This window comes from Streptomyces sp. NBC_00162 (assembly GCF_024611995.1).
Classification (GTDB): Bacteria; Actinomycetota; Actinomycetes; order Streptomycetales; family Streptomycetaceae; genus Streptomyces.
Genome location: NZ_CP102509.1, coordinates 4,030,513 through 4,050,608, shown reverse-complemented (window position 1 = coordinate 4,050,608; position 20,096 = coordinate 4,030,513). Strand labels below are relative to the sequence as shown.

Annotated in this window: 20 protein-coding genes; 14 read left to right on the top strand and 6 right to left on the bottom strand. The window is 71.7% G+C overall.

What is annotated here, in order from left to right; translation table 11 throughout:
- Positions 1–13 precede the first annotated feature (13 nt).
- Both JIW86_RS18780 and JIW86_RS18775 read left to right on the top strand, forming a co-directional pair.
- A complete protein-coding gene (locus JIW86_RS18780) occupies positions 14–1,396 on the top strand; it encodes a transcriptional regulator (protein WP_257554954.1) in 1,383 nt (460 codons plus the stop codon).
- A 113-nt stretch (positions 1,397–1,509) separates the two neighbouring features.
- Entirely contained in the window at positions 1,510–2,763 is a 1,254-nt protein-coding gene (locus JIW86_RS18775; RefSeq protein WP_257554952.1) for a hypothetical protein, read from the top strand.
- 12 nt (positions 2,764–2,775) lie between these two features.
- On the opposite strand, the gene JIW86_RS18770 is transcribed toward JIW86_RS18775, so the two are convergent.
- Positions 2,776–4,086 carry an ABC transporter substrate-binding protein gene (locus JIW86_RS18770; protein ID WP_257554950.1) on the bottom strand — a complete coding sequence of 437 codons (1,311 nt, stop codon included), beginning with the start codon at positions 4,084–4,086 and terminating at the stop codon, positions 2,776–2,778.
- Between the two features lie 208 nt (positions 4,087–4,294).
- On the opposite strand from JIW86_RS18770, the gene JIW86_RS18765 reads away from it, so the two are divergent.
- Positions 4,295–4,741 carry an SCO4402 family protein gene (locus JIW86_RS18765; RefSeq protein ID WP_215139682.1) on the top strand — a complete coding sequence of 149 codons (447 nt, stop codon included), beginning with the start codon at positions 4,295–4,297 and terminating at the stop codon, positions 4,739–4,741.
- 14 nt (positions 4,742–4,755) lie between these two features.
- A complete protein-coding gene (gene purU, locus JIW86_RS18760) occupies positions 4,756–5,637 on the top strand; it encodes a formyltetrahydrofolate deformylase (protein ID WP_257554948.1) in 882 nt (293 codons plus the stop codon).
- Positions 5,638–5,803: 166 nt separating this feature from the next.
- Here the strand turns inward: purU and JIW86_RS18755 are convergent, their stop codons facing one another.
- Positions 5,804–6,322 (bottom strand): EF-hand domain-containing protein, encoded by a 519-nt coding sequence (locus tag JIW86_RS18755; RefSeq protein ID WP_257554946.1) that lies wholly within the window; start codon positions 6,320–6,322, stop codon positions 5,804–5,806.
- A 300-nt stretch (positions 6,323–6,622) separates the two neighbouring features.
- On the opposite strand from JIW86_RS18755, the gene JIW86_RS18750 reads away from it, so the two are divergent.
- Both JIW86_RS18750 and JIW86_RS18745 read left to right on the top strand, forming a co-directional pair.
- Complete coding sequence (locus tag JIW86_RS18750) at positions 6,623–7,186, top strand: sigma-70 family RNA polymerase sigma factor (protein ID WP_215139506.1); 564 nt, start codon at positions 6,623–6,625, stop codon at positions 7,184–7,186.
- A complete protein-coding gene (locus JIW86_RS18745; RefSeq protein ID WP_257554944.1) occupies positions 7,183–8,430 on the top strand; it encodes a maleylpyruvate isomerase N-terminal domain-containing protein in 1,248 nt (415 codons plus the stop codon). Before JIW86_RS18750 ends, JIW86_RS18745 begins: the two co-directional genes overlap by 4 nt.
- A 169-nt stretch (positions 8,431–8,599) precedes the next feature.
- Here the strand turns inward: JIW86_RS18745 and JIW86_RS18740 are convergent, their stop codons facing one another.
- Positions 8,600–10,189, bottom strand: a complete 1,590-nt coding sequence (locus JIW86_RS18740; RefSeq protein ID WP_257554942.1) for a class I adenylate-forming enzyme family protein — start codon at positions 10,187–10,189, stop codon at positions 8,600–8,602.
- 124 nt (positions 10,190–10,313) lie between these two features.
- On the opposite strand from JIW86_RS18740, the gene JIW86_RS18735 reads away from it, so the two are divergent.
- The 6 genes from JIW86_RS18735 (at position 10,314) to JIW86_RS18710 (ending at position 15,576) form a co-directional block, all read left to right on the top strand.
- Positions 10,314–11,534: an amidohydrolase family protein gene (locus JIW86_RS18735; RefSeq protein WP_215139503.1), complete on the top strand. Its 1,221-nt coding sequence runs from the start codon at positions 10,314–10,316 to the stop codon at positions 11,532–11,534.
- Complete coding sequence (locus JIW86_RS18730) at positions 11,534–12,688, top strand: acyl-CoA dehydrogenase (RefSeq protein WP_257554940.1); 1,155 nt, start codon at positions 11,534–11,536, stop codon at positions 12,686–12,688. Before JIW86_RS18735 ends, JIW86_RS18730 begins: the two co-directional genes overlap by 1 nt.
- 5 nt (positions 12,689–12,693) lie before the next feature.
- On the top strand, positions 12,694–13,650 hold the full coding sequence (locus JIW86_RS18725; RefSeq protein WP_257554939.1) for an acyl-CoA dehydrogenase family protein: 957 nt from the start codon (positions 12,694–12,696) through the stop codon (positions 13,648–13,650).
- 311 nt (positions 13,651–13,961) lie between these two features.
- Entirely contained in the window at positions 13,962–14,423 is a 462-nt protein-coding gene (locus JIW86_RS18720) for an ATP-binding protein (RefSeq protein WP_215139500.1), read from the top strand.
- Positions 14,424–14,728: 305 nt separating this feature from the next.
- Entirely contained in the window at positions 14,729–15,244 is a 516-nt protein-coding gene (locus JIW86_RS18715; RefSeq protein ID WP_257554938.1) for a DUF6232 family protein, read from the top strand.
- Positions 15,244–15,576 carry a hypothetical protein gene (locus JIW86_RS18710; protein WP_257554936.1) on the top strand — a complete coding sequence of 111 codons (333 nt, stop codon included), beginning with the start codon at positions 15,244–15,246 and terminating at the stop codon, positions 15,574–15,576. Before JIW86_RS18715 ends, JIW86_RS18710 begins: the two co-directional genes overlap by 1 nt.
- A 64-nt stretch (positions 15,577–15,640) precedes the next feature.
- On the opposite strand, the gene JIW86_RS18705 is transcribed toward JIW86_RS18710, so the two are convergent.
- The 3 genes from JIW86_RS18705 to JIW86_RS18695 all read right to left on the bottom strand — a co-directional run bounded on the left by JIW86_RS18705 (position 15,641) and on the right by JIW86_RS18695 (position 18,176).
- Entirely contained in the window at positions 15,641–16,357 is a 717-nt protein-coding gene (locus JIW86_RS18705; RefSeq protein ID WP_215139497.1) for a hypothetical protein, read from the bottom strand.
- Between the two features lie 143 nt (positions 16,358–16,500).
- Positions 16,501–17,802 carry a caspase family protein gene (locus JIW86_RS18700; RefSeq protein ID WP_257554933.1) on the bottom strand — a complete coding sequence of 434 codons (1,302 nt, stop codon included), beginning with the start codon at positions 17,800–17,802 and terminating at the stop codon, positions 16,501–16,503.
- Entirely contained in the window at positions 17,802–18,176 is a 375-nt protein-coding gene (locus JIW86_RS18695; protein ID WP_257554931.1) for an effector-associated constant component EACC1, read from the bottom strand. The genes JIW86_RS18700 and JIW86_RS18695 overlap by 1 nt, the downstream gene beginning before the upstream one ends.
- 206 nt (positions 18,177–18,382) lie before the next feature.
- On the opposite strand from JIW86_RS18695, the gene JIW86_RS18690 reads away from it, so the two are divergent.
- Together JIW86_RS18690 and JIW86_RS18685 are read left to right on the top strand one after the other, a co-directional pair.
- Positions 18,383–18,976, top strand: a complete 594-nt coding sequence (locus JIW86_RS18690; RefSeq protein WP_215139494.1) for an MBL fold metallo-hydrolase — start codon at positions 18,383–18,385, stop codon at positions 18,974–18,976.
- Positions 18,977–19,098: 122 nt separating this feature from the next.
- Positions 19,099–20,094 (top strand): hypothetical protein, encoded by a 996-nt coding sequence (locus JIW86_RS18685; protein WP_257554929.1) that lies wholly within the window; start codon positions 19,099–19,101, stop codon positions 20,092–20,094.
- Positions 20,095–20,096 lie beyond the last annotated feature (2 nt).

Sequence of the window (20,096 nt, the reverse complement as noted above, 5' to 3'; positions counted from 1 at the left end):
TCAGGGGGTTTTCATGGCAGCCAGGCCTCTCGTTGCCCGCCAGCCGAACGAACGGCTGCAGGCGCTCATCCAGGAAGCCGGGTGCTCCAACGCCGGGCTCGCCCGGCGGGTCAACATGTGCGGAGCGGAACACGGCCTCGATCTCCGCTACGACAAGACCTCCGTGGCCCGCTGGCTGCGCGGCCAGCAGCCGCGCGGCCGGGCTCCCGGAATCATCGCGGAGGCGCTCGGACGCAAACTCGGCCGGACCGTCACCATCGACGAGATCGGCATGGCCAACGGCAAGAACCTCGCCTCCGGCGTCGGCCTGCAGTTCTCCCCGACCGTCATCGGCGCCATCGAGCAGGCCTGCGAGCTGTGGCGCAGCGACGTGGGCCGCCGCGACTTCCTGGCGGGCTCCAGCGTGGCCGCCTCCGCGCTCGTCGAGCCGAGCCGCGACTGGCTGATCACCGGCGCTGACACGCAAGTGGCGCGCAGTGGCGGCTCGCGCGTCGGGATGTCCGACGTGGAGGCGGTACGGGCCACCACCGACGCGCTCAAGGACCTCGACCACCGCTTCGGCAGCGGGCACGTGCGGCCGGTGGTCGTGCACTACCTCAACTCCGTGGTGTCCGGGCTGATCGGCGGCTCGTACCGGGAGCCCGTCGGGCGCGCGCTGTTCGCGGCGGTGGCCCGGCTGACGGAGCTCGCGGGCTACATGGCGGTGGACACGGGCCAGCCGGGCCTGGCCCAGCGCTACTACATCCAGGCGCTGCGGCTCGCCCAGGCGGCCGGCGACCGCGCGTACGGGGGCTACGTGCTCGCGGCGTCGATGAGCCACCTCGCCGCCGAGCTGGGCAACCCGCGGGAGATCGCCCAGCTGGCCCGGGCCGCGCAGGAGGGGACGCGGGGGCAGGTCACCCCGCGCGTGGAGGCCATGTTCTACGCCGCCGAGGCGCGCGGGCACGCGCTGCTCGGCGACAACCGGGCGACGGCGGTGCTGTCGTCCCGGGCCGTCACGGCGCTGGAGCGGGCGGAGCCGGAGTCGGGCGACGACCCGGTGTGGATCCGGCACTTCGACCAGGCCTACCTCGCGGACGAGCTGGCCCACTGCCACCGGGACCTGGGCCAGGCGGACGCGGCGGCCAAGCAGGCGGCGGAGGCGCTACGGGGCCTCCCGGCGGGCAAGGCGCGCCGCCGGGCCATCGGGCTGCTGCTGCTGGCGGCGGCGCAGGTCCAGCAGCGGGAGGTGGAACAGGCCTGCCAGACGGCCACGCAGGCGGCGGACCTGCTGTCGGGCCTGCGCTCGAACCGGGGCGCGGAGTACCTGGACGACTTCCGGGCCCGCCTGGAGCCGTACGGGGAGGAGGCGGCGGTCCGCGAGTTCGGCGCGCGGCTGGAGGCGCGGGTCGCCTAGCGGCGGCCCGGCGGGCCGGGTGGGTTGCCGGGTGGCCTCCCGGTAGCGGTGCGTTACCGGGTAGCGTGACCGACGGTTCCGTAAGGTTCGGGCGAGTCGGAGAAGGAGACCCGGTGACGGAGAACGGACAGGGGAGCGCCCCCCAGCCGGGTGCCCCGTGGGGTCCGGAGCCCGCGTACGGCTACCCGCAGCACCCGCAGCAGCAGCCGCAGGAGGCCCCCGGGCACGTGGTGGGGCCCGGGTACGAGGGGCCGGGGCAGCCGCACGGCTACGGCTACCCGCCGCTGCCCGAGGCGGCGACGCAGTACATCCCGCCCGTGCCGGCGGGCCCCGCTGCCCCCGCGGCCTCCGCGTACGAGGAGGCGGCGACGCAGTACATCCCGCCCGTGCCGGCGGGCCCCGCTGCCCCCGCGGCCTCCGCGTACGAGGAGGCGGCGACCCAGTACATCCCACCCGTGCCGGCGGGCCCCGCGGCTCCCGCGCACGAGGAGGCCGCGACCCAGTACATCCCGCCGGTCCCCGCCGCCGGCGGGTTCGAGCCGTTCGACGGGCTGTTCCGCGGTGACGACTCCGCCGGGCACACCCAGCACCTGCCGCCGGTCCCGCCGCGCGCGTATCCGCCGCGCGGGCAGGGCCCCGTACCGCCGCAGCCGCAGCAGCACCACCAGCCGCAGCAGCAGCACCACCAGCCGCACCCGCAGCAGCAGTTCGCGCCGCCCCCGCCGCCGGAGGCCCCCCGCCGGGTCTCGCCCGCGATCATCGCCGCGGTGGTCATCGGCCTGGCCGTGGTCGGGCTCGGCGTCGGCTCGCTGCTCGGCGACGGCAAGCCGCAGAACAACGACCCGGGCGCGGTACCCCCGGCGGCCACCGCGAGCGGCGGCTCGGCGGCGCCCGGCGGCGAGGCCCCCGTCGACCCGGCCCGCCCGCAGGCCGTCCAGCTGGACAAGCTCCTCGCGGACAGCAACGACAGCCGGGCCGCGGTGATCAAGGCCGTGGAGGACATCAAGAGCTGCAGCAACCTCGACCAGGCGGCCGCCGACCTGCGCGACGCGGCCCGCCAGCGCGAGGAGCTCGTCACCCGCCTCCAGGAGCTGAAGGTGGACCAGCTCCCCGACCACGCGAAGCTGACCGCCGCGCTCACCAAGGCCTGGCAGTCCTCGGCGGCCGCCGACAACAGCTACGCGGCCTGGGCGGACGACGTGGACGACGACAAGTGCAAGGACGGCAAGGCCAAGAACTCCGAGAACGCCAGCGCCGGCAACAAGGCGAGCGGCGAGGCGACGAAGGCCAAGGAGTCGGCCGCGGTCCTGTGGAACAACATCGCGGCCAAGTACAGCCTCACCAAGCGCGACAAGTCACAGCTGTGAGCCGGACGGCCGTCAGGCCGCCCGGGGGGCCTGTTCCAGGGTCACGGTCATGTCCATCGTCTGTTCGCCCTCCTGGGCGACGAGCCGGCCCGCCTGGACGACCTGGAAGGTGACCCGGCCGTTGACGATGCGGGGGAAGCCGGCGACGGCGCGCATGTCCTGGTAGCGCCAGCTCAGATCCGGGGTGAGGCCGCCGGTGTTGACGGACTCCGCCTGGTTGAGCGCCCGCGTGACCTTGCGGCCGGTGATGTCGTCGTCCGGCTTGAAGCGCTTCAGGACGTCGTTCAGCACGGTGTACGCGATCCAGGTGGTCTGCGTTCCGCTGTCGTCGGGGTCGACGCCGTCGTCGCCGAAGGCGAAGTCGGAGATGACCTTGCGCATCGGCTCCCAGAGGGGGTCGGTGGCCACCGGGTACCAGCTGGTCAGGTAGGCGCCCTCGAAGGGGCTCTCCTTGCCGCCGGTGCGGTCCACCAGGGACTGGCTGACGCTGCCGAGGACCGAGGAGATCTGCGGCTTCCTGTTCTGGGAGTCGGCGCGGCGGAAGGCGTCGAAGAAGGTCTCGGTGCGCTCGCCGAGGACGGCGGTCACACAGCCCTTGGCCTTCTCCTTCTCCTTCTCCTTGCTGCTGCCGGCGGCGGTGATCGCGGCGGTGTCGGCGAGGGCCTCGCGGGCCTGCGCCGAGAAGTCCGCGGAGTCCTCGGCGGCCCGGATGTCGGAGGCGTCGGGGATCTTGTTGGCCTTGAGCCCGGCGTTCAGCAGGATCGGCATCGAGTCGCCCGCGAGGGTGTCGGGGCGGACCAGGGAGACCTGGGCGCAGGCGCGGCCCAGCTGGTGGCCGGCGCCGGCGAGGAGGACGGGCTGGCCGCCGTTGACGGGGTAGGAGAGGGTCGACTGGAATTCTTCGGAGGAGACTCCGTACCCGCCGATGAACGGGATGCCCTCGGCCTCCAGCGGGGCCATGAAGGCGCGTCCGTGCTGGCTGTAGGAGCCGACGACGGCGACGGCCTTCTCGTCGATGGCCTTGCGGGCGCAGTCGGCGGCGCCGCTGGGCGTGTTCTTCTCGTTGCAGGTCAGTACGCGCAGCTTGCGGCCGTTGATGCCGCCCTTGGAATTGACCCAGCGCTCGTACGCCTTGGCCATGCCGGGCATTCCGGGCATGTTGGTCGCCTTGGTGTCCTCGGGTGCGAACGTCATGACGGTGAGGGTGCCCGCGGAGCCCCCCGAGCCCCCGGGGATCACCCCGCACCCGGCGACGAGACACGCACCCATCGCCGTGGCCAGGAGGGTGCGGGAGAGAGTTGCTGTGCGTCGCCGATCGGTCATGTCCATGCACCATTCCGCCCCACGGGGAACTGGAGAGTGAGGGGTTCACAACATCCGGTGACGTGCAGGTGAATTACCGGGGGGAATACTCGCCTCCGGTTGTTCACACGCGCCTGAAGATCGCGGAAGGCGGGAACGTACGATCGACGACGTGACATTCGCCCAAGGTTCGAAGAACTCTTCCCGCCGAGGTGGCCGCTCCTCCACCATGGGCGGCATGCCCCTGAACGACATGCCGTGGTGGCGCTGGCGCAGCAACGTGCGCTCGGCGCTGCACATGCTCTCCGATCCGGCCTTCCACGAGGACACCTGGCTCGCCGGCGCCGAAGGCTACGGGGACGTCACCGATGCCGTGTACCGGCTCGTCGAGGACACCTGGCTCGACAGCTGGTCGGCCGAGAAGTACGTCGGCACGATCCTGCGCGACTCACAGGAGGCGGCCCTGGTAGACCTGGCGGTGCTGCGGGTGCTCCGCATCATGCACCAGGTCGGTCCCGACGCGGCCGTCTCCGCCTACCTGGAACACCACGCCTGGCCCGAGGCGGTCCGTGCCGCGCGCGAGGCGCACGTACGGCTGGCCACGGCGGACGGGGACGACCCGGACGCCCGGCCCACGTCGCTGGATGTGTTGAGGATCCTCACCCGCGCGGTGTGAAAGGCTATGCGGTCATGAGCGACCCGCAGCCCGAGGCACAGTCCCAGCCCCCGCAGTACGTCCTGACCGTGTCCTGTCCCGACAAGCAGGGCATCGTGCACGCCGTGTCGAGTTACCTCTTCATGACCGGCTGCAACATCGTGGACAGCCAGCAGTTCGGAGACCGGGAGACCGGACTCTTCTTCATGCGGGTGCACTTCGAGGCCGACCCCCCGGTGACGGTGGAGAAGCTGCGCGCCAGCTTCGCCGCGATCGGCGACTCGTTCAGGATGGACTGGCAGATCCACCGCTCCGAGGAGCGCATGCGGATCATCCTGATGGTGTCCAAGTTCGGCCACTGCCTGAACGACCTGTTGTTCCGCTCCCGGATCGGGGCACTGCCGGTCGAGATCGCGGCCGTGGTCTCCAACCACACGGACTTCGCCGAGCTGGTGGGCTCGTACGACATCCCGTTCGTGCACATCCCGGTGACGAAGGCCACCAAGGACGCGGCGGAGGCGGAGCTGCTGGAGCTCGTGCGTTCCGAGAACGTCGAGCTGGTCGTGCTCGCCCGGTACATGCAGGTGCTGTCCGACACCCTGTGCAAGGAGCTGAGCGGGCGGATCATCAACATCCACCACTCGTTCCTGCCGAGCTTCAAGGGCGCGAAGCCTTACCACCAGGCGCACGCGCGGGGCGTGAAGCTGATCGGCGCGACCGCGCACTACGTGACGGCGGACCTCGACGAGGGGCCGATCATCGAGCAGGAGGTCGAGCGGGTGGGCCACGAGGTGACCCCGGACCAGCTGGTGGCGGTCGGGCGGGACGTGGAGTGCCAGGCGCTCGCGCGGGCGGTGAAGTGGCACAGCGAACACCGCGTGCTGCTGAACGGCTCGCGCACGGTGGTCTTCGCCTAGGCCGTCTGCGGGTGAGGCGCGGTAGGGCCCGTGCGGGCCGGCTGCTGGGGCTCTGCCCCAGACCCTCCCCCAGACTCGGTCCGGGGGGACCCCCACGCCTCAATCTCCCCCCGGACTCCGTCCGGGGGGACCCCCAGGCGAGGCTGGATGAGGCCGGTCCCGGCCGTCAGGCGTCGGGGGCCTCCACGCCGCAGTAGGACGCGAACGCCGACAGGATCTCGTCCTCCGAGATGCGGCCGTCGCCGTCCGCGTCCAGGGCCGCCGCCACCTGCGGGGCCAGGTCGGGCGCCGTGCCCAGGACGCGCAGGACCCGGGCGGCGGCCTGCGGGGTCGCGCCCGCGCCGTCCTCGTCCGCCACCGCGATCACGGCCCGCAGGAACGGCCGCGCGATCTCCGCGAACCGGTCCGGGCTGTCGCGCAGCCGCTTCGCCGCCCCGGTGATGAACTCCTCGCGGGACACCCGCTGGTCCCCGTCGACGTCCGCGATCCCGGCCATGCCCTGCCAGAACGCCTCGGCCCCGGCGAAGACGGCCTGGCCCTTGTCCGACCGGGCGGTGGTGCCGAATTCGGCCAGGACGGCCTTCGCGGCCGCGCTGAAGTCCTCCCGGTCGATATAACCGGACCCGTCCTGGTCGAAGGTGGCGAATCGGGCGGCGATCTTGCGCTCGTACTCTGCGCTGTCCATGTTCGGCGTTCCGCCTTCACGTGTGCGGTGTGTTCAGATCCAGACAAGGCAGGAGCGTAAGGCCTCGGTGGCCTGTGCGTTAAGCGAACGGGTCAAGGGCGCGAACGCATCGAACCCGCGCACGGGGAGCGCAGTGGGGCGCGTACACCTGTACCCATGTGTCGCTGCCCGTACCACGGTTCACACACTGCCACGCCCCTATCACCCAGGGCTCACTTCCAGGGTGACCTTTCCCCAAAACGGGCGCGATCGGCCAGGTGCCCATTACATTCGATGCGTCGACAAACGGCTGGGGGCACTATGCCTAAGGACGTACCACCGCGCTGGGACCGCCGCATGCAGCAACGCCTCGCCCGCGGCGAGGCCGCCGCGCTCGGAGAGCTGTACGACCGCTTCGCCTCGCTCGTGCACAGCCTGGCGCACCGCGTACTGGGCGACGAGAAGGCCGCGGACCGGATCACCCGCGAGGTCTTCGGCTACATCTGGGAGAACCCGGACGCCTACGACCCCAAGCAGGGCTCCATGCGCTCCTGGGTCGCCCGGATCACCCAGGGCCAGGCGGTGGCCCGGCTGCGCCAGGCCGAACTGGGCCGCGGCTCCCGCGAGGAGCTCGAGCAGAAGGTGCGCAGCGCCAACGCCGCCGCCCGCGCGGACTACATCGTCACCTCCATGCCCGCGCCGCTGCGTGCCGCGCTGGAACTCGCGTACTTCAAACGGCGCGACTACCGGCAGGCCGCCGCGGACCTCCAGATCAGCGAGGACGAGGCGCGGCGCCGGCTGCGGCTCGGGCTCCAACTGCTGTCGACCGCCAACGCCCTCCCGCTGGAGGACACCGCCCAGCCCGGATATGGAACGTCGCGATGAACGGCCCTGCCGAGTGGCCCGAGGACGGATACGAGCGCCCCGGCGGCCGGGCCCGGATACCGGGCCCGCGCGGCGCCGCCGACGACCTCGACCCGCGGCAGGCGCCGCAGGCGGCGCGGTTGCAGCCGCTGCCGGCCGCCCCGCCCTCCCACGCCGTGCTGAAGTCGCTGCTCGGCGCGTGGGCGCTGGCCGCGTGCTCCGCCGAGGAGACGCAGGCGGTGGAGGACCACCTCACCGAGTGCGCGCCCTGCGCGGAGGAGGCGCTGCGGCTGCGCGACGCGGTGGGCCTGCTGCACCCGGAGGAGAACCTCGACCTCAAGCCGCTGCTGCGCTCGCGGGTGCTGGAGGACTGCCTGGGCAAGCGGCCGGCCCGGATCCCGGTGCCGGTGTGGGCGAACCCGTACGACACCGAGACGGCGCGGCTCGACGCGCTGCTCCAGGACTTCGGGGACTCGGAGTGGCACACCCCGGTCCGGCTGAAGTGGTTCGAGGAGGAGCGGCGCAAGACGCAGCGGACCACGGTGGCGGGGGTGATCGGGCATCTGCTGGCGGTGGACGGCCTGGTGGCCACCGCGCTGGGGCTGGACGATCCGCTCGGCAAGGAGGCGCCGGCCGGCGTCGGCCCGGCCGCGCGGACGGAGCACTTCTGGCAGGCGTCGGCGTACCCGGCCACGCGGCAGGTCCGCGAGCCGTGGCGGGAGCAGGGGCACACGCTGGTGCGCACGGTCTCCTTCGCGGGGCGCGGTGTGGCGGAACTGGCGGTGGAGTACGGGGACTTCTCGCTGCCGCTCGGGGACGCGTTCCTGGAGCGGGCCTTCGAGTGCTGGGTACACGCGTGGGACATCGCGGAGGCGGTGGACTATCCGTACGAGCCGCCGGCCGGGCCGCATCTGCACCGGATGATCGACCTGGCGGCGCGGCTGCTGCCGGGGGCGCTCGCGCAGCGTCGGCGTGCGGGGCTGGCGGCTCCGGCGAAGGGGCTGGTCGCGGCGGGTGCGCCGGGGCGGACGCTGCACCTGGAGATCGAGGGTGCGGGTGGTGGCGGGTGGGACATCGCGCTGGACTCGCCGGGGGCGGTGCCGTCGGCCGAGCGGACGGTGGCGGAGATCGCGCTGGACCGCGTCGAGTTCTGCCAGCTGGCTGCCGGGCACATCTCCCCGGAGGAGGCGGCCGCGGGCCAGCACGGTGACCGCGAGGCCATCCGCGATGTCCTCTTCGCCGCCGCGTCCCTGAGCCGGATGTAGCCCCCAGACCCCCCACGCCTCAAACGCCGGCGGGGCTGATCTTCAGCCTCGCCGGCGTTTGAGTGGGGGTCCCCCCGGACGGAGTCTGGGGGAGGGTCCGGGCGGAGCCCGGTTTCGGGAAGGGGCGGGGCGGGGAGCAGCTCCGCGCAGCGGCCCCCGCGCCGCCGGGCTAGGAATACCGTTCGCGGAGGCGGTACTTCAGGACCTTGCGCAGGGCCTCGTTGCGCGGGAGCGCGTCCAGGAGCTCCAGCTGCTCCGGGAGCTTGTGCGTGGCCAGGCCCGCGGCCCGCAGGTACGCCGTCACCTGCGCCAGCGTCAGCGCCGCCGCCCCCGCCGGCTGCTCGACCACGGCACAGACACGCTCCCCCCGCTCCGCATCCGGCAGCCCGATGACCGCCACGTCGGCAACCCCGGGCAACTCGTGCAGCAGGTCCTCGATCTCCTTCGCCGAGATGTTCTCGCCCTTGCGGATGATGACGTCCTTGCTGCGCCCGGTCAGCACCAGGTACCCGTCCGCCGTGAGGTGGCCCAGGTCGCCGGTGATCAGGTAGCCGTCCGCGTCGAAGACCTCCGCCGACTCCGACGGATCCCGGTTCAGGTACCCCTGGCAGACCGCCTCCCCCCGGAGCCGGACCTCCCCGTCCACCCCCGCCGGGAGTGGCTCGCCCGCCGGGTCCGTGATGCGGATGGACATCCCGGCCGGGGGCCGGCCCTCGGTGGTGGCCAGGTGTTCCGCCGTGTCGTCGGGGGCGCCCATGGTGATCATCGGGACCTCGGTCATGCCGTAGCCGTGGGTCAGCTGGCAGCCCATCTCCCGTACGACGGCGTGGTAGATCTCCGGCGGCTTCGGGGCGCCGCCGCCCGCCAGCAGGCGCAGCGTGGGGATCAGCGGGACGCCCGGGTCCTTGCGCTGTTCCGCGAGGAACATGGAGTAGAAGGCCGTGGAGCCGCCGGCCACGGTGACCCCGTGGCGGCGGTAGCCGTCGAGGGCGTCCGGCATCGCGAACTTCTCGAAGAGCACCGCGGGGAAGCCGTACAGGAGCAGCATCACCAGGTAGTCCGGGCCGCCTATGTGCGCATACGGGAAGGCCATCGAGCCGACGTCGGCCGGGGTCAGGCGCAGGGCGTGCGCGAGGCAGGAGCCGCCCGCGATCAGGGAGCGGTCGGTGTGCAGGACGCCCTTGGGGTCGGAGGTGGTGCCGGAGGTCCAGTAGATCCACCGGACGTCGGTGCCGGAGGCGGGCGGTGGGGGGAGTGCGGAGGGGTCGCCGTCCGGGAGGGCGGAGTACGCCTCGAAGACGCCGCGCGCGCCGAGCCGTGCGGCCATCGCCGGGTAGTCGAAGCCCCGCCACACGCCCGGGACGGCGAAGAACTCGGCCTTGGACTCGCGGAGCGCGAAGCCGACCTCCCGGTCCCGGTAGAACGGGATGACGGGGGACTGGACGGCGCCGATCCGGGCCAGGGCGGCCGAGAGCAGGACGGTCTCGATGCGGGTGGGGAGCTGCCAGGCGACGACCGTGCCCGGGCGCACGCCCATGGCGTACAGGCCGGCGGCGGCTCGCTCGGAGCGCTCGCGGAGCTCCCCGAAGGTCAGGCGGCGGCCGTCGGCGGGGCTGTGGGAGGCAGGGGCTTCTGCGGTTTCGGCCGCCTCTATGAGGACGGTGTCGTCCGGGGTCAGGGCGGCCCGGCGGGCGATCAGTTCCCACAGGGTCGCGGACCGGCTCAGTTCCGTCGCGGTGCCGGTCGTCGTGTCCGTCATCACAGACCTCCCCATAGCTGACGGATAGTCAGATCAAGCGGAGAGCGTAGAGCGCTGACGCTTGTCGGTCCAGGGGTGGCGGGGCTAGCTTGTTTCTGACGATCCATCAGATTGGGGAGACCGCATGGGACTGGAACTGCCTCGGATCATCAGCGTCGACGACCACGTGATCGAGCCCGCGCACCTCTTCGACGTCTGGCTTCCCGCCAAGTACCGGGACCGCGGCCCCAAGGCCCTCACCGCGGGCATCGGCGAGCTGGAGTACACCGGCGGCAAGTACGTGATCTCCATGGACCCCGACGGCCCGCCGACCGACTGGTGGATCTACGAGGACCTGAAGTTCCCGTACAAGCGCAACATCGCCGCCGTCGGCTTCGACCGCGACGACATGACGCTGGAGGGGATCACCCGGGAGGAGATGCGCCGCGGCTGCTGGGACCCCAAGGCGCGGCTCGCCGACATGGACCTCAACCACGTCGAGGCCTCGCTGTGCTTCCCGACCTTCCCGCGGTTCTGCGGGCAGACCTTCGCCGAGGCCCACGACAAGGAGGTGGCCCTCGCCTGCGTGCGCGCCTACAACGACTGGATGGTCGAGGAGTGGTGCGGCGACAGCGGCGGCCGGCTGATCCCGCTGTGCATCATCCCGCTGTGGGACATCGACCTCGCGGTCGCCGAGATCCGGCGCAACGCGGCGCGCGGGGTGCGCGCGGTGACCTTCTCCGAGATCCCGACCTACCTGGGGCTGCCGTCCATCCACTCCGGGTACTGGGACCCCTTCTTCGCCGTCTGCCAGGAGACCGGCACGGTGGTCAACATGCACATCGGGTCCAGCTCCCAGATGCCCGCCGCCTCCCCCGACGCGCCGCCCGCCGTCCAGGCCTCGCTCAGCTTCAACAACGCGATGGCCTCGATGATGGACTTCCTGTTCAGCGGGGTGCTGGTGAAGTTCCCGACGCTCAAGCTGGCCTACAGCGAGGGGCAGATGGGCTGGATCCCGTACGCCCTGGAGCGCGCCGACGACGTCTGGCAGGAGCACCGCGCCTGGGGCGGGGTCCGCGACCTGATCCCCGAGCCGCCGTCCACGTACTACTACCGGCAGATGTTCTGCTGCTTCTTCCGCGACAAGCACGGCATCGCCTCCCTCGACGTGGTGGGCCGCGACAACGCCACCTTCGAGACCGACTACCCGCACGTGGACTCGACCTTCCCGCACACCAAGGAGGTCGCCCTCGACCACGTGAAGGGCCTGGACGACGAGACGGTCTACAAGCTGATGCGCGGCAACGCCATCCGCATGCTCGGCCTCGACCTGGACCGGGACCTGGACCGGGTCAAGGGCCGCTGATGGAACTGACCTACACGGAAGAGGAGCAGGAGTTCCGGGCCCGGCTGCGCGGATGGCTCGGCAAGGCGCTGCCCGAGCTGCCCGCGAAGCCCTCGCCGGACGACTGGCCCGGGCGGCGGGCGTACGACCTCGGCTGGCAGCGCAGGCTGTACGAGGCCGGGTACGCGGGCCTGCACTGGCCGGTCGACGCGGGCGGCCGCGGGGCCACCCCGACCCAGCACCTGATCTTCCTGGAGGAGACCGAGCGCGCGGGGGCCCCGTACGTCGGGGCCAACTTCGTCGGGCTGCTGCACGCGGGCCCGACCATCGCCGCCGAGGGGACGGCGGAGCAGCGGGCGCGCTGGCTGCCGCCCGTACTGCGCGGCGACGAGGTGTGGTGCCAGGGGTTCAGCGAGCCGGACGCCGGCTCCGACCTGGCCTCCCTGCGCACGCGCGCGGTCCGCGACGGCGACGAGTACGTGATCACCGGATCGAAGATCTGGACCTCGCACGCGGAGGTCGCCGACTGGTGCGAACTGCTCGTGCGGACGGACGCGCAGGCCCCGAAGCACCGGGGGATCTCCTGGCTGGCCATGCCCATGGACGCGCCGGGCGTGACGATCCGGCCGCTGCGCACGCTCGCCGGGTCGACGGAGTTCGCGGAGATGTTCCTGGACGAGGTACGGGTTCCGGTCGCCAACCGGGTCGGAGCGGAGAACGACGGCTGGCGGGTCACCATGGTCACCCTGTCCTTCGAGCGGGGCACCGCCTTCGTCGGGGAGGTCGTCGCCTGCCGCCGGACCCTGGGCGAACTGGCCCGTACGGCGAAGGCGAACGGGCGCTGGGACGACCCGGTGCTGCGGCGCAGGCTGGGGCGGCTGTACGGGGAGTTCGGCGCGCTGTGGCGGCTCACGCAGTGGAACGTGAGCGAGTCGGAGCGCTCCGGCGGGGTCCCCGGCATCGGCGGCTCCGTCTTCAAGCTCGCCTACTCGCACGCGCGCCAGGAGCTGTACGAGGCGGCGGCGGAGGTGCTGGGGCCCTCGTCCCTCTCCCTGGAGGAGGAGTGGACCCTGGACCGGCTCTCCTCCCTCTCCTACACCATCGCGGCGGGCACCTCGCAGATCCAGCGGAACATCGTCGCCGAGCGCATCCTCGGCCTCCCGAAGGGCCGGTGAGGGGCGTGGACTTCCAGCCGACCGAGGATCAGCGGGACCTGCGGGCCGGCGTACGGGACCTCCTGTCGGGCCGGTACGGGCGCGAGGCCCTGCGGGCGTCGGTGGACACGGGTGCCGCGGTGGACCGCGGGCTGTGGCGGGAGCTGGGCGAGGCGGGCTTCTTCGCGCTGCGGCTGCCCGAGGCCGACGGCGGGGTCGGGCTCGGGCTGCCGGAGGCGGTGCTCGTCTTCGAGGAGGCCGGGCGGGCGCTTGTACCGGGGCCGCTGGTGGCCACGCACCTGGCGGCCGGGGTGGTCCCGGGGGCGGCGGCCGGGACCACGGTGGTCACCGCCTTCGACCTGGGGGACGGTCTGGTCGCGTACCTGGGGGAGGCGGAGGCGGTCCTGGGCGCTTCCGGGATGCCCGCCGGCTCACCGGTGCGCTCGGCGGACCCGCTGACCCCGCTGCACCGGGTGGTCTCGTACGGGGACTCCTCCGCGTACCGCTCGGAGGGGGCGCTGCTGACGGCCGCGCTCCAGGTCGGGAGCGCGCTGCGGACGGTGGAGCTGGCGGTGCGGTACGCGGGCGAGCGCGAGCAGTTCGGGCAGCCGATCGGGGCGTTCCAGGCGGTCAAGCACCTGTGCGCGCAGATGCTGGTGCGGGCGGAGGTGGCCCGTACGGCGGTCTACGCGGCGGCCGTGACGGCTGCGGTGCCGGCGGCGGTGACGGCGGCGGTGACGGCGGCGGTGACCGCGGAGTGCGCCGTGGGAGACGCGGAGATCGCGGCGGCCAAGCTCCTCGCGGACGAAGCCGCCGTGGGCAATGCCCGGGACTGCCTCCAGGTGCACGGCGGGATGGGCTTCACGTGGGAGGCGGACGTCCATCTGCACCTCAAGCGGGCGTGGGTGCGGGCGCAGCAGTGGTGTACGGCGGCGGAGGCGGAGGAGCTGCTGGCGGCGGAACTGCTGGGTTCGGCGCCGTAGCCGTCTGTTACGGGAGGGAAGGCGCGGGACTCATGTCCGATTACGGAGAGTTGATATCGGTTTGTGTCCTTCGCCCCCCTCGTTACGGACCGGAGTCGGGGGGTCGCTCCGGTACGCTCCCACGAATGCGAGCGGTTGAGCGGCGCAGGCGTCGCACAGTATGCACCACGCCCACTCCTTCGCGCGGGAATATGCCCGAAGCGCTTGTTGTGGTGACTGTATGTCAACCATGCTGCTCCGCAAGGGGATCACAGTGGGTGATTCCATCCTGTCGCGAGGCGAAGTGTCCGCCGGTTCGGATGGTGTGAGCGGTGCAGGTGCTTCAGGTTCAGCTGGAGGTAGGACCGGACCCCGCCGAGGTCGGCCGGGCGCGCCGGTGGGCCCGGTCGCGGCTGGCGGGGTCGGGCATAGGGGATGACGAACCGCTCGCCGAGACGCTGATCCTGCTGATCTCCGAGCTGGTCACGAACGCGGTCGTGCACACGGGCTGTCCGGCCGTGCTGCGGATGCTGTTCGGGGGGCCCGGGGTGCGGGTCGAGGTCGCGGACGCGAGCGACCGGGCGCCGGACCGCCGGCAGGCGGCGGGTGACGACACCGGCGGGCGCGGCCTGGAGCTGGTGGACGGCCTGGCGGACCGCTGGGGCTGGCAGCGCGAGGGTGCGGGCAAGCGGATCTGGTGCGAGATCGACCGCGCGGAGAAGTCCGCGGACGCGGCCTCCGGCGGCCCCTCGGAAATTCACACTCCCGGGCGGGAACCGCGCGTGTACCTCTAACGAGGTGTTGACGATCCGTCACATCTTGATCACCCTGGTGTGGAGCGATTCGACGCGAGGGGACGCCAAGGGCAGGCCTTGACGAGTGCGGGTCGCGGGGTGGCGGCTGCCGTGCCGCGCTCGGGGCGTGCATGCGCACCGCCGCCACCCGCAGGTCCTCACGCCCTCGAATTCAGCGGCGCGAGTGTCAAGCGGAATGAGTAATCGATCATCACTAAGTCGAAGTTGTCCAATCCCTACTTGGTCGATCGAGCTCGCCCTACACTTCGTGCCGACAACACCGGAATCAGGCAAGGGGGCGGGACATGGCGCCTAGCCAATCGACCGTCGAAGTCCGAGTGCAGGAAGGTGTGCTGTGGGTCAACGGTGAGGCCTATCCATTGCGCAACATTTCCCACGTCGGGCAGCGCATGCTGGAAGTCGACAAGGGTGCGGCCTGGAGAAAGTTCATCGCCCGCGCTCTCATCACTCTCGTCATCGGCGGGATCGTGGCGGCCGCGGTCGGCGAAGTCGGAGTGATCCTGCTGGTCGCCGTGCTGGGTCTGCTGATCTGGCGGCTCGTCGCGCTCATCGGCAAGCCGCCGCTGTACGGCCTGGTCCTCAACACCTCCGGCACGCAGCGCGACGCCGTGTGGTCCACGGAGCACAGCGAGATCCAGGCCCTCGTCATGGAGATCACCAAGGCGATCGGCCGCCCGGACACCGCCCAGGTGGTCTACAACGTGCGGCACGCCGTCATGGGCGACCACATCGAGCAGTACGGGGCCGGGAGCATCGGCAAGGCCCAGCACAGCGGCTCCGGCAACATCGGGACCCGCTGATGAGCGGCGACAGCTACACGCAGTACGGGGCCGGGAGCATCGGCAAGGCGGAGCACACCGGCTCCGGTGACATCGTGGCCGGCGGAAAGCGAGCAGGCGGCCCGGAAGCCGGGGAATCGGCCATCGAGACCCTTCTCGCGGAAGTCCGGGCGATGCGACAGCACCTGGGTGAAGGCGACCGGGCGGAGGTGGACGCGGCAATCGAGGAGCTCAATTCGAATCCCCCCGAAGACCGTTTCAGGAGACTGCTCGGAACGTTCTCCGGAATCGCGACGCTGGTCGGAGAAGCCGGAGTTCCCGTGATCAATGCCGTCAGGGCACTACTCGGCTGAGCCGAGAGGAGAAAACAAAGGGGGCCGCGTCAAGCGGCCCCCATTTTTGACCCTCGGGGAGCCTTTATGCGTCGGCGCAGATCACGTCGTAGGGGCGGCCTACCGACATGGTCAGTTCCATGGGCTCGCTGGTGCCCGACGGGCACTCGCTCTTCGTCTTGACCAGGCCGAGCACCTTGTACGTGCCCGAACCGCCGCCCGCGCAGGGGACTTCCTGGGCCTGGTCCGTCACGCAGTCGCCCTTCACCAGCTGGCCGCCGCCCGCGCCCGGGTCACCGGGGTGGTCGTTGGACAGGTTCCGGCCGCAGACGGTGTTGGTGGGGATGCCGCCCTTCTTGCTGCTGCCGTAGGAGATGCTCACCTCGATCATGAGGTCGGTGCCGGGCGGGCACTGGATCGAGCCGGGGAGGATGCTCGCGTCCTTGATGTCGATCGCCTTGAAGGAGGCGCCGGTGGCGGTGCACTTCTGCGGCCGGTAGCCGTCGGGCTTGTTGTCCGGGTCGGGGCCGCCGCAGTCGCCGACCTTCCACGAACTCGACGTGTCGGAGGAGGACTCGGGGTTCCCGGAGTCCGAGGGATTGGGCGAGGGCTTGGCGGACGGGGACGTCGTCGCGGAGGCGGACCCCTTGGGCTTGCCGTCGTCCTTGCCGAGCCAATGGGAGGCGCCGTAGATGCCGGCGATGACCAGGGCGACGGCAATGAAGCCGGCGATGCCTCCGTTCGACCGGCGCCTGGGGGGCTGGGGCGGGGGCGGTGGCGCTACCGCGTAGGGGTTGGCCATGGGTCCTCCTGTGGTGAGGGTGGTGTGTCCGGGGATGTGACGCGCGAACGGTGACGCGTCATGGACACCTCATGGTTCCACGGTGCGGAGGCCCGAATGACCGTGGGGCGCGGCCCGGCCGGGGCCGTCCCGCGGCCGCCCGTTCAGCCGTTGCCGGTGGTGGTTCTGGTGGCCGATCCAGTGGCGATCGCCTTGATCTCCTCAAGGGCGGCGGCCAGGCCGTGCACGACCGCACTGGCGGCACCGAGATCGGGTGAGTGCCACGACTGGCTCGCGTCGCGGATCGACATCTGTGCGTAGTAGACGTCGCCCATTTCCATCGAGTAGCTGGGCTGAACCGAGGACGAGGAACTGAAGTACGTGTCCTTGAAGTTGGTGTACGGGAACATCATCCGGGAGCTGTCCTGCTGGATGCGCACCCCGCGGCTGGTGAACAGCAGGCGGCAGCCGCGCCGGGGGAAGAACAGCGGCTTGGCGGGCCACCGCCAGACCCCGATCAGTTCCTCGTCCTTCGCCAGCCCGAACCAGGGGCGCTCCTTGGTGAGCCAGGCGGGGGTCGGCAGACCGGGCCCGACCACCGTCAGTCCTTTGATGCGCCCGTGGCGGCCGAGCAGCAGTTGCCTGATCAGCGCGGGCATCCGGGAGGGCAGTTCCGGCGGCTGCGCCGGAATCACGACGACCGGGGTGCGCGATGCCGGTGCTGTCGTGGCGGGCTGCGTGTTCTTCGCGATGCAGACGAGACCGCCCCCGCCGCGGGAGCCCAGCTCGGGTCGCTGGTTCCTGAGGAGGGTGTGTGCGTGGACATGCAGGGTCTGCATGGTGAGCAGCTCGGGTTCCCCCGGAATGCCATGGTCGAGGAGGTCGAGGAGCACACCCGTGAACGCGGTGTACGCGGCGCCGATGGGGGCCATGGCCCGCTTCGTCTCGGCGGACGCGGTGAACACGGCCCTGCTGGAGATCGCGGCCAGATCGGCCAGACGCTGCCCCGCCGACATCCCGGCCTTCACCGCCAGGCCGCTGAAACAGCAGTCGAGGATGACGACGACGTGCTTGGCCTTGGCGGCGCCGGGTCGCAGCCGTCGGCTGATGAACTCGTAGCGCAGGGCGGTGTCCAGTTCGTTCTCACGGGTGCCGGGCAGGCCGAGGTACAGCTCGTCGGAGAAGTCGTCGTTGATCCCGTGGCCGGCGAAGTACACCAGGAGCGTGTCGGTGGCCTCCTCGGCGGCCTTCGTGATGGTGCGGATGAACCCGTCCCGCACGTCTCCTGGTTGGACGATGCTGATGTTCTGCCGAGGCAGACCCCAGATGCGGGGGTCTGCCAGGGTGTCGGCCAGGCCGGTCACGTTGCGGGCGACCGCCGGGAGCGGTTCCATGTGCTCGTAGTCCCAGATTCCGGCGAGCACCGCACGCGAGGCGGACGGGTCGGCCAGTCTGATCTCCGCCATCAACGGCCCCGGGGGTCTCCGCCGGAGTTGTCGCGGCCGGTCGGATCGAGCCGCGCCGCGAGCTCTTCGGGGCTCTCCCCGCTGTCGTCGGCGAGTACGACCGATGCGTCCTCCGTGTCGACGCGAACAGCGCGGGACCCGGTGGTGCCGGTGGTGCGGGTGTGCCGCCACAGGGTGATGGCGGCGATCACGGCGTTCAGCCCGGCCAGGGAGTTCGACACCACCACGTTGATGGTGTCCATGTCCCAGCCCATGGACCCCGGCTCCGCCGTGTCCCCCACCAGCGACAGCTCCGCCGCATCGGTGACGTCCGGGTCCTTGGACAGCCACCTGTACAGCGACTTGATCTCGTCGGAATCTTCGCCCTGTGCCATTGAGACGCGTATCCGCATGATGTCCCCCCATGCCCGTCGTCGCTCGACGGGAGGGACATGCCCCGGCCGACTGGCTCACAATCCTGCTCCGCCGACCGGCCCCGCCGCCGCCCGATGACCGCGCGGCACGCGGTGTGGCACGAAACCCGCGATCATGGGCAGAAGAGCCACTCGTGAACAGTCGGCCGGGGCGCGAGGCTTGAGCCATGACGAACCAGCCCCTCGGCCGCAGCGCCGTGTACACCGTCCTGACCACCGGCTACACCACCTCCACCGGCCCCGGGGTCGCGGCCACCGTCTCGTACGTCACCGACGGCGACCGGCACGTGATCGTGGACCCCGGCATGGTGGCCCACCGCGACCGCATCCTCGGCCCGCTCGCGGAACTGGGCCTGGGGCCGGACGACATCACCGACGTCGTGCTCAGCCACCACCACCCCGACAACACCATGAACGTGGGCCTGTTCCCCCAGGCATGGGTCCACGACCACAAGGCGGAGTACCGCAACGACCAGTGGACCGACCGGGACGCCGAGGGCCATGAACTCACCGACTCCCTGCGCCTGATCCGCACCCCGGGGCACAGCCCCGAGGACATCACCCTCCTCGCCGGCACCGCCGACGGCGTGATCGCCTTCGCAGGCGACCTCTGGTGGCGCCCGGACGGTCCGGCCGAGGACCCGGTGGCTCCGGACCGGGACGTCCTGCGCACCTCGCGCCTTCGTGTCCTGGAGGCATCCGACGTGATCGTCCCGGGTCACGGCGGGCCGTTCCCGGCGGGGGACGAGGCGCCGCTGTAGCGGGCCGGCGCGGACCGCCTCACTCAACCGCACACGCCGGCCGCGCCGACCGCCCTGGCTGCGCCGACCGCACCGGCCATGCCGACCGCCCTGGCCGTGCCGACCGTCGCAAGGGGACTCCCATGACATCGCTGCTCGAACCCGCCAACTCCCCCCGGGGGACCGCCTGGCGCACCGCCTGGCGCACGTGCCACCGCCCGCTGCTGATCTGCGCGGCCCTCATGACGGGCCTCATGCTCCTCTGCGCCGTCGGAACGGCCGTGGACAGCCGGACCCTGCTGGGCGAGTCGGTATGGGTCAAGCCGATGAAGTTCGGCTTCGCCTTCGCCCTCTACACCGGCACGCTGGCCTGGCTGCTGACCAAGCTGAACAAGGGAAGGCGCCTCGCCCGGTGGGTCGGTACCGTCTTCGCGCTGGCCGTGGCCGCCGAGGTCGGCGCCATCACCCTGCAGGCGGCACGCGGCACCTTCAGCCACTTCAACGCCGACCAGAGCGACCCGGTCGCCCTGGCCCTCGTACCGGTCCTCACCTTCGGCGTCCTGGTCATCACCATCGCGCAACTGATCGTCGCGACAGCGGTGTTGGTCCAGCGCACGGGCGGACCGGACCTGAACCGGGCGATCCGGGCCGGGCTCGGCCTCGCCACCGCCGGCATGCTCATCCCGATCTACTGGATGGTGACCGCCACGCACCCCCGTACCGTCACCGACGCCAACGGCGCCGACGTCCCGATGTACCAGGGCCACGGCATCGGCGACCCCGACGGGCACGGCATGTTCCTCACCAACTGGAGCGCGACCGGGGGCGACTTCCGGGTCCCGCACTTCTTCGCCCTGCACGGCATCCAGGTCCTGCTCCTGCTCACCGTCGCACTGACCGCCCTCTCCGCCCGGCACGCCTGGCTGCGGGACGAGCGGGCCCGCGCCCGCCTGGTGGGCAGCATCGCGCTCGGCTACGGCGGCCTGGTCGCGGTCGTCACCTGGCAGGCCGCCCGCGGCCAGTCCCTGATCCACCCGGACACCGCGACCCTCACGGCCTTCGGCGCGGTGCTCCTGCTCACCGCCGCGGCGACGGTACGGATCGTCGTCGGCGCCCGACGCGCCGTCGCAGCCTCCTGACC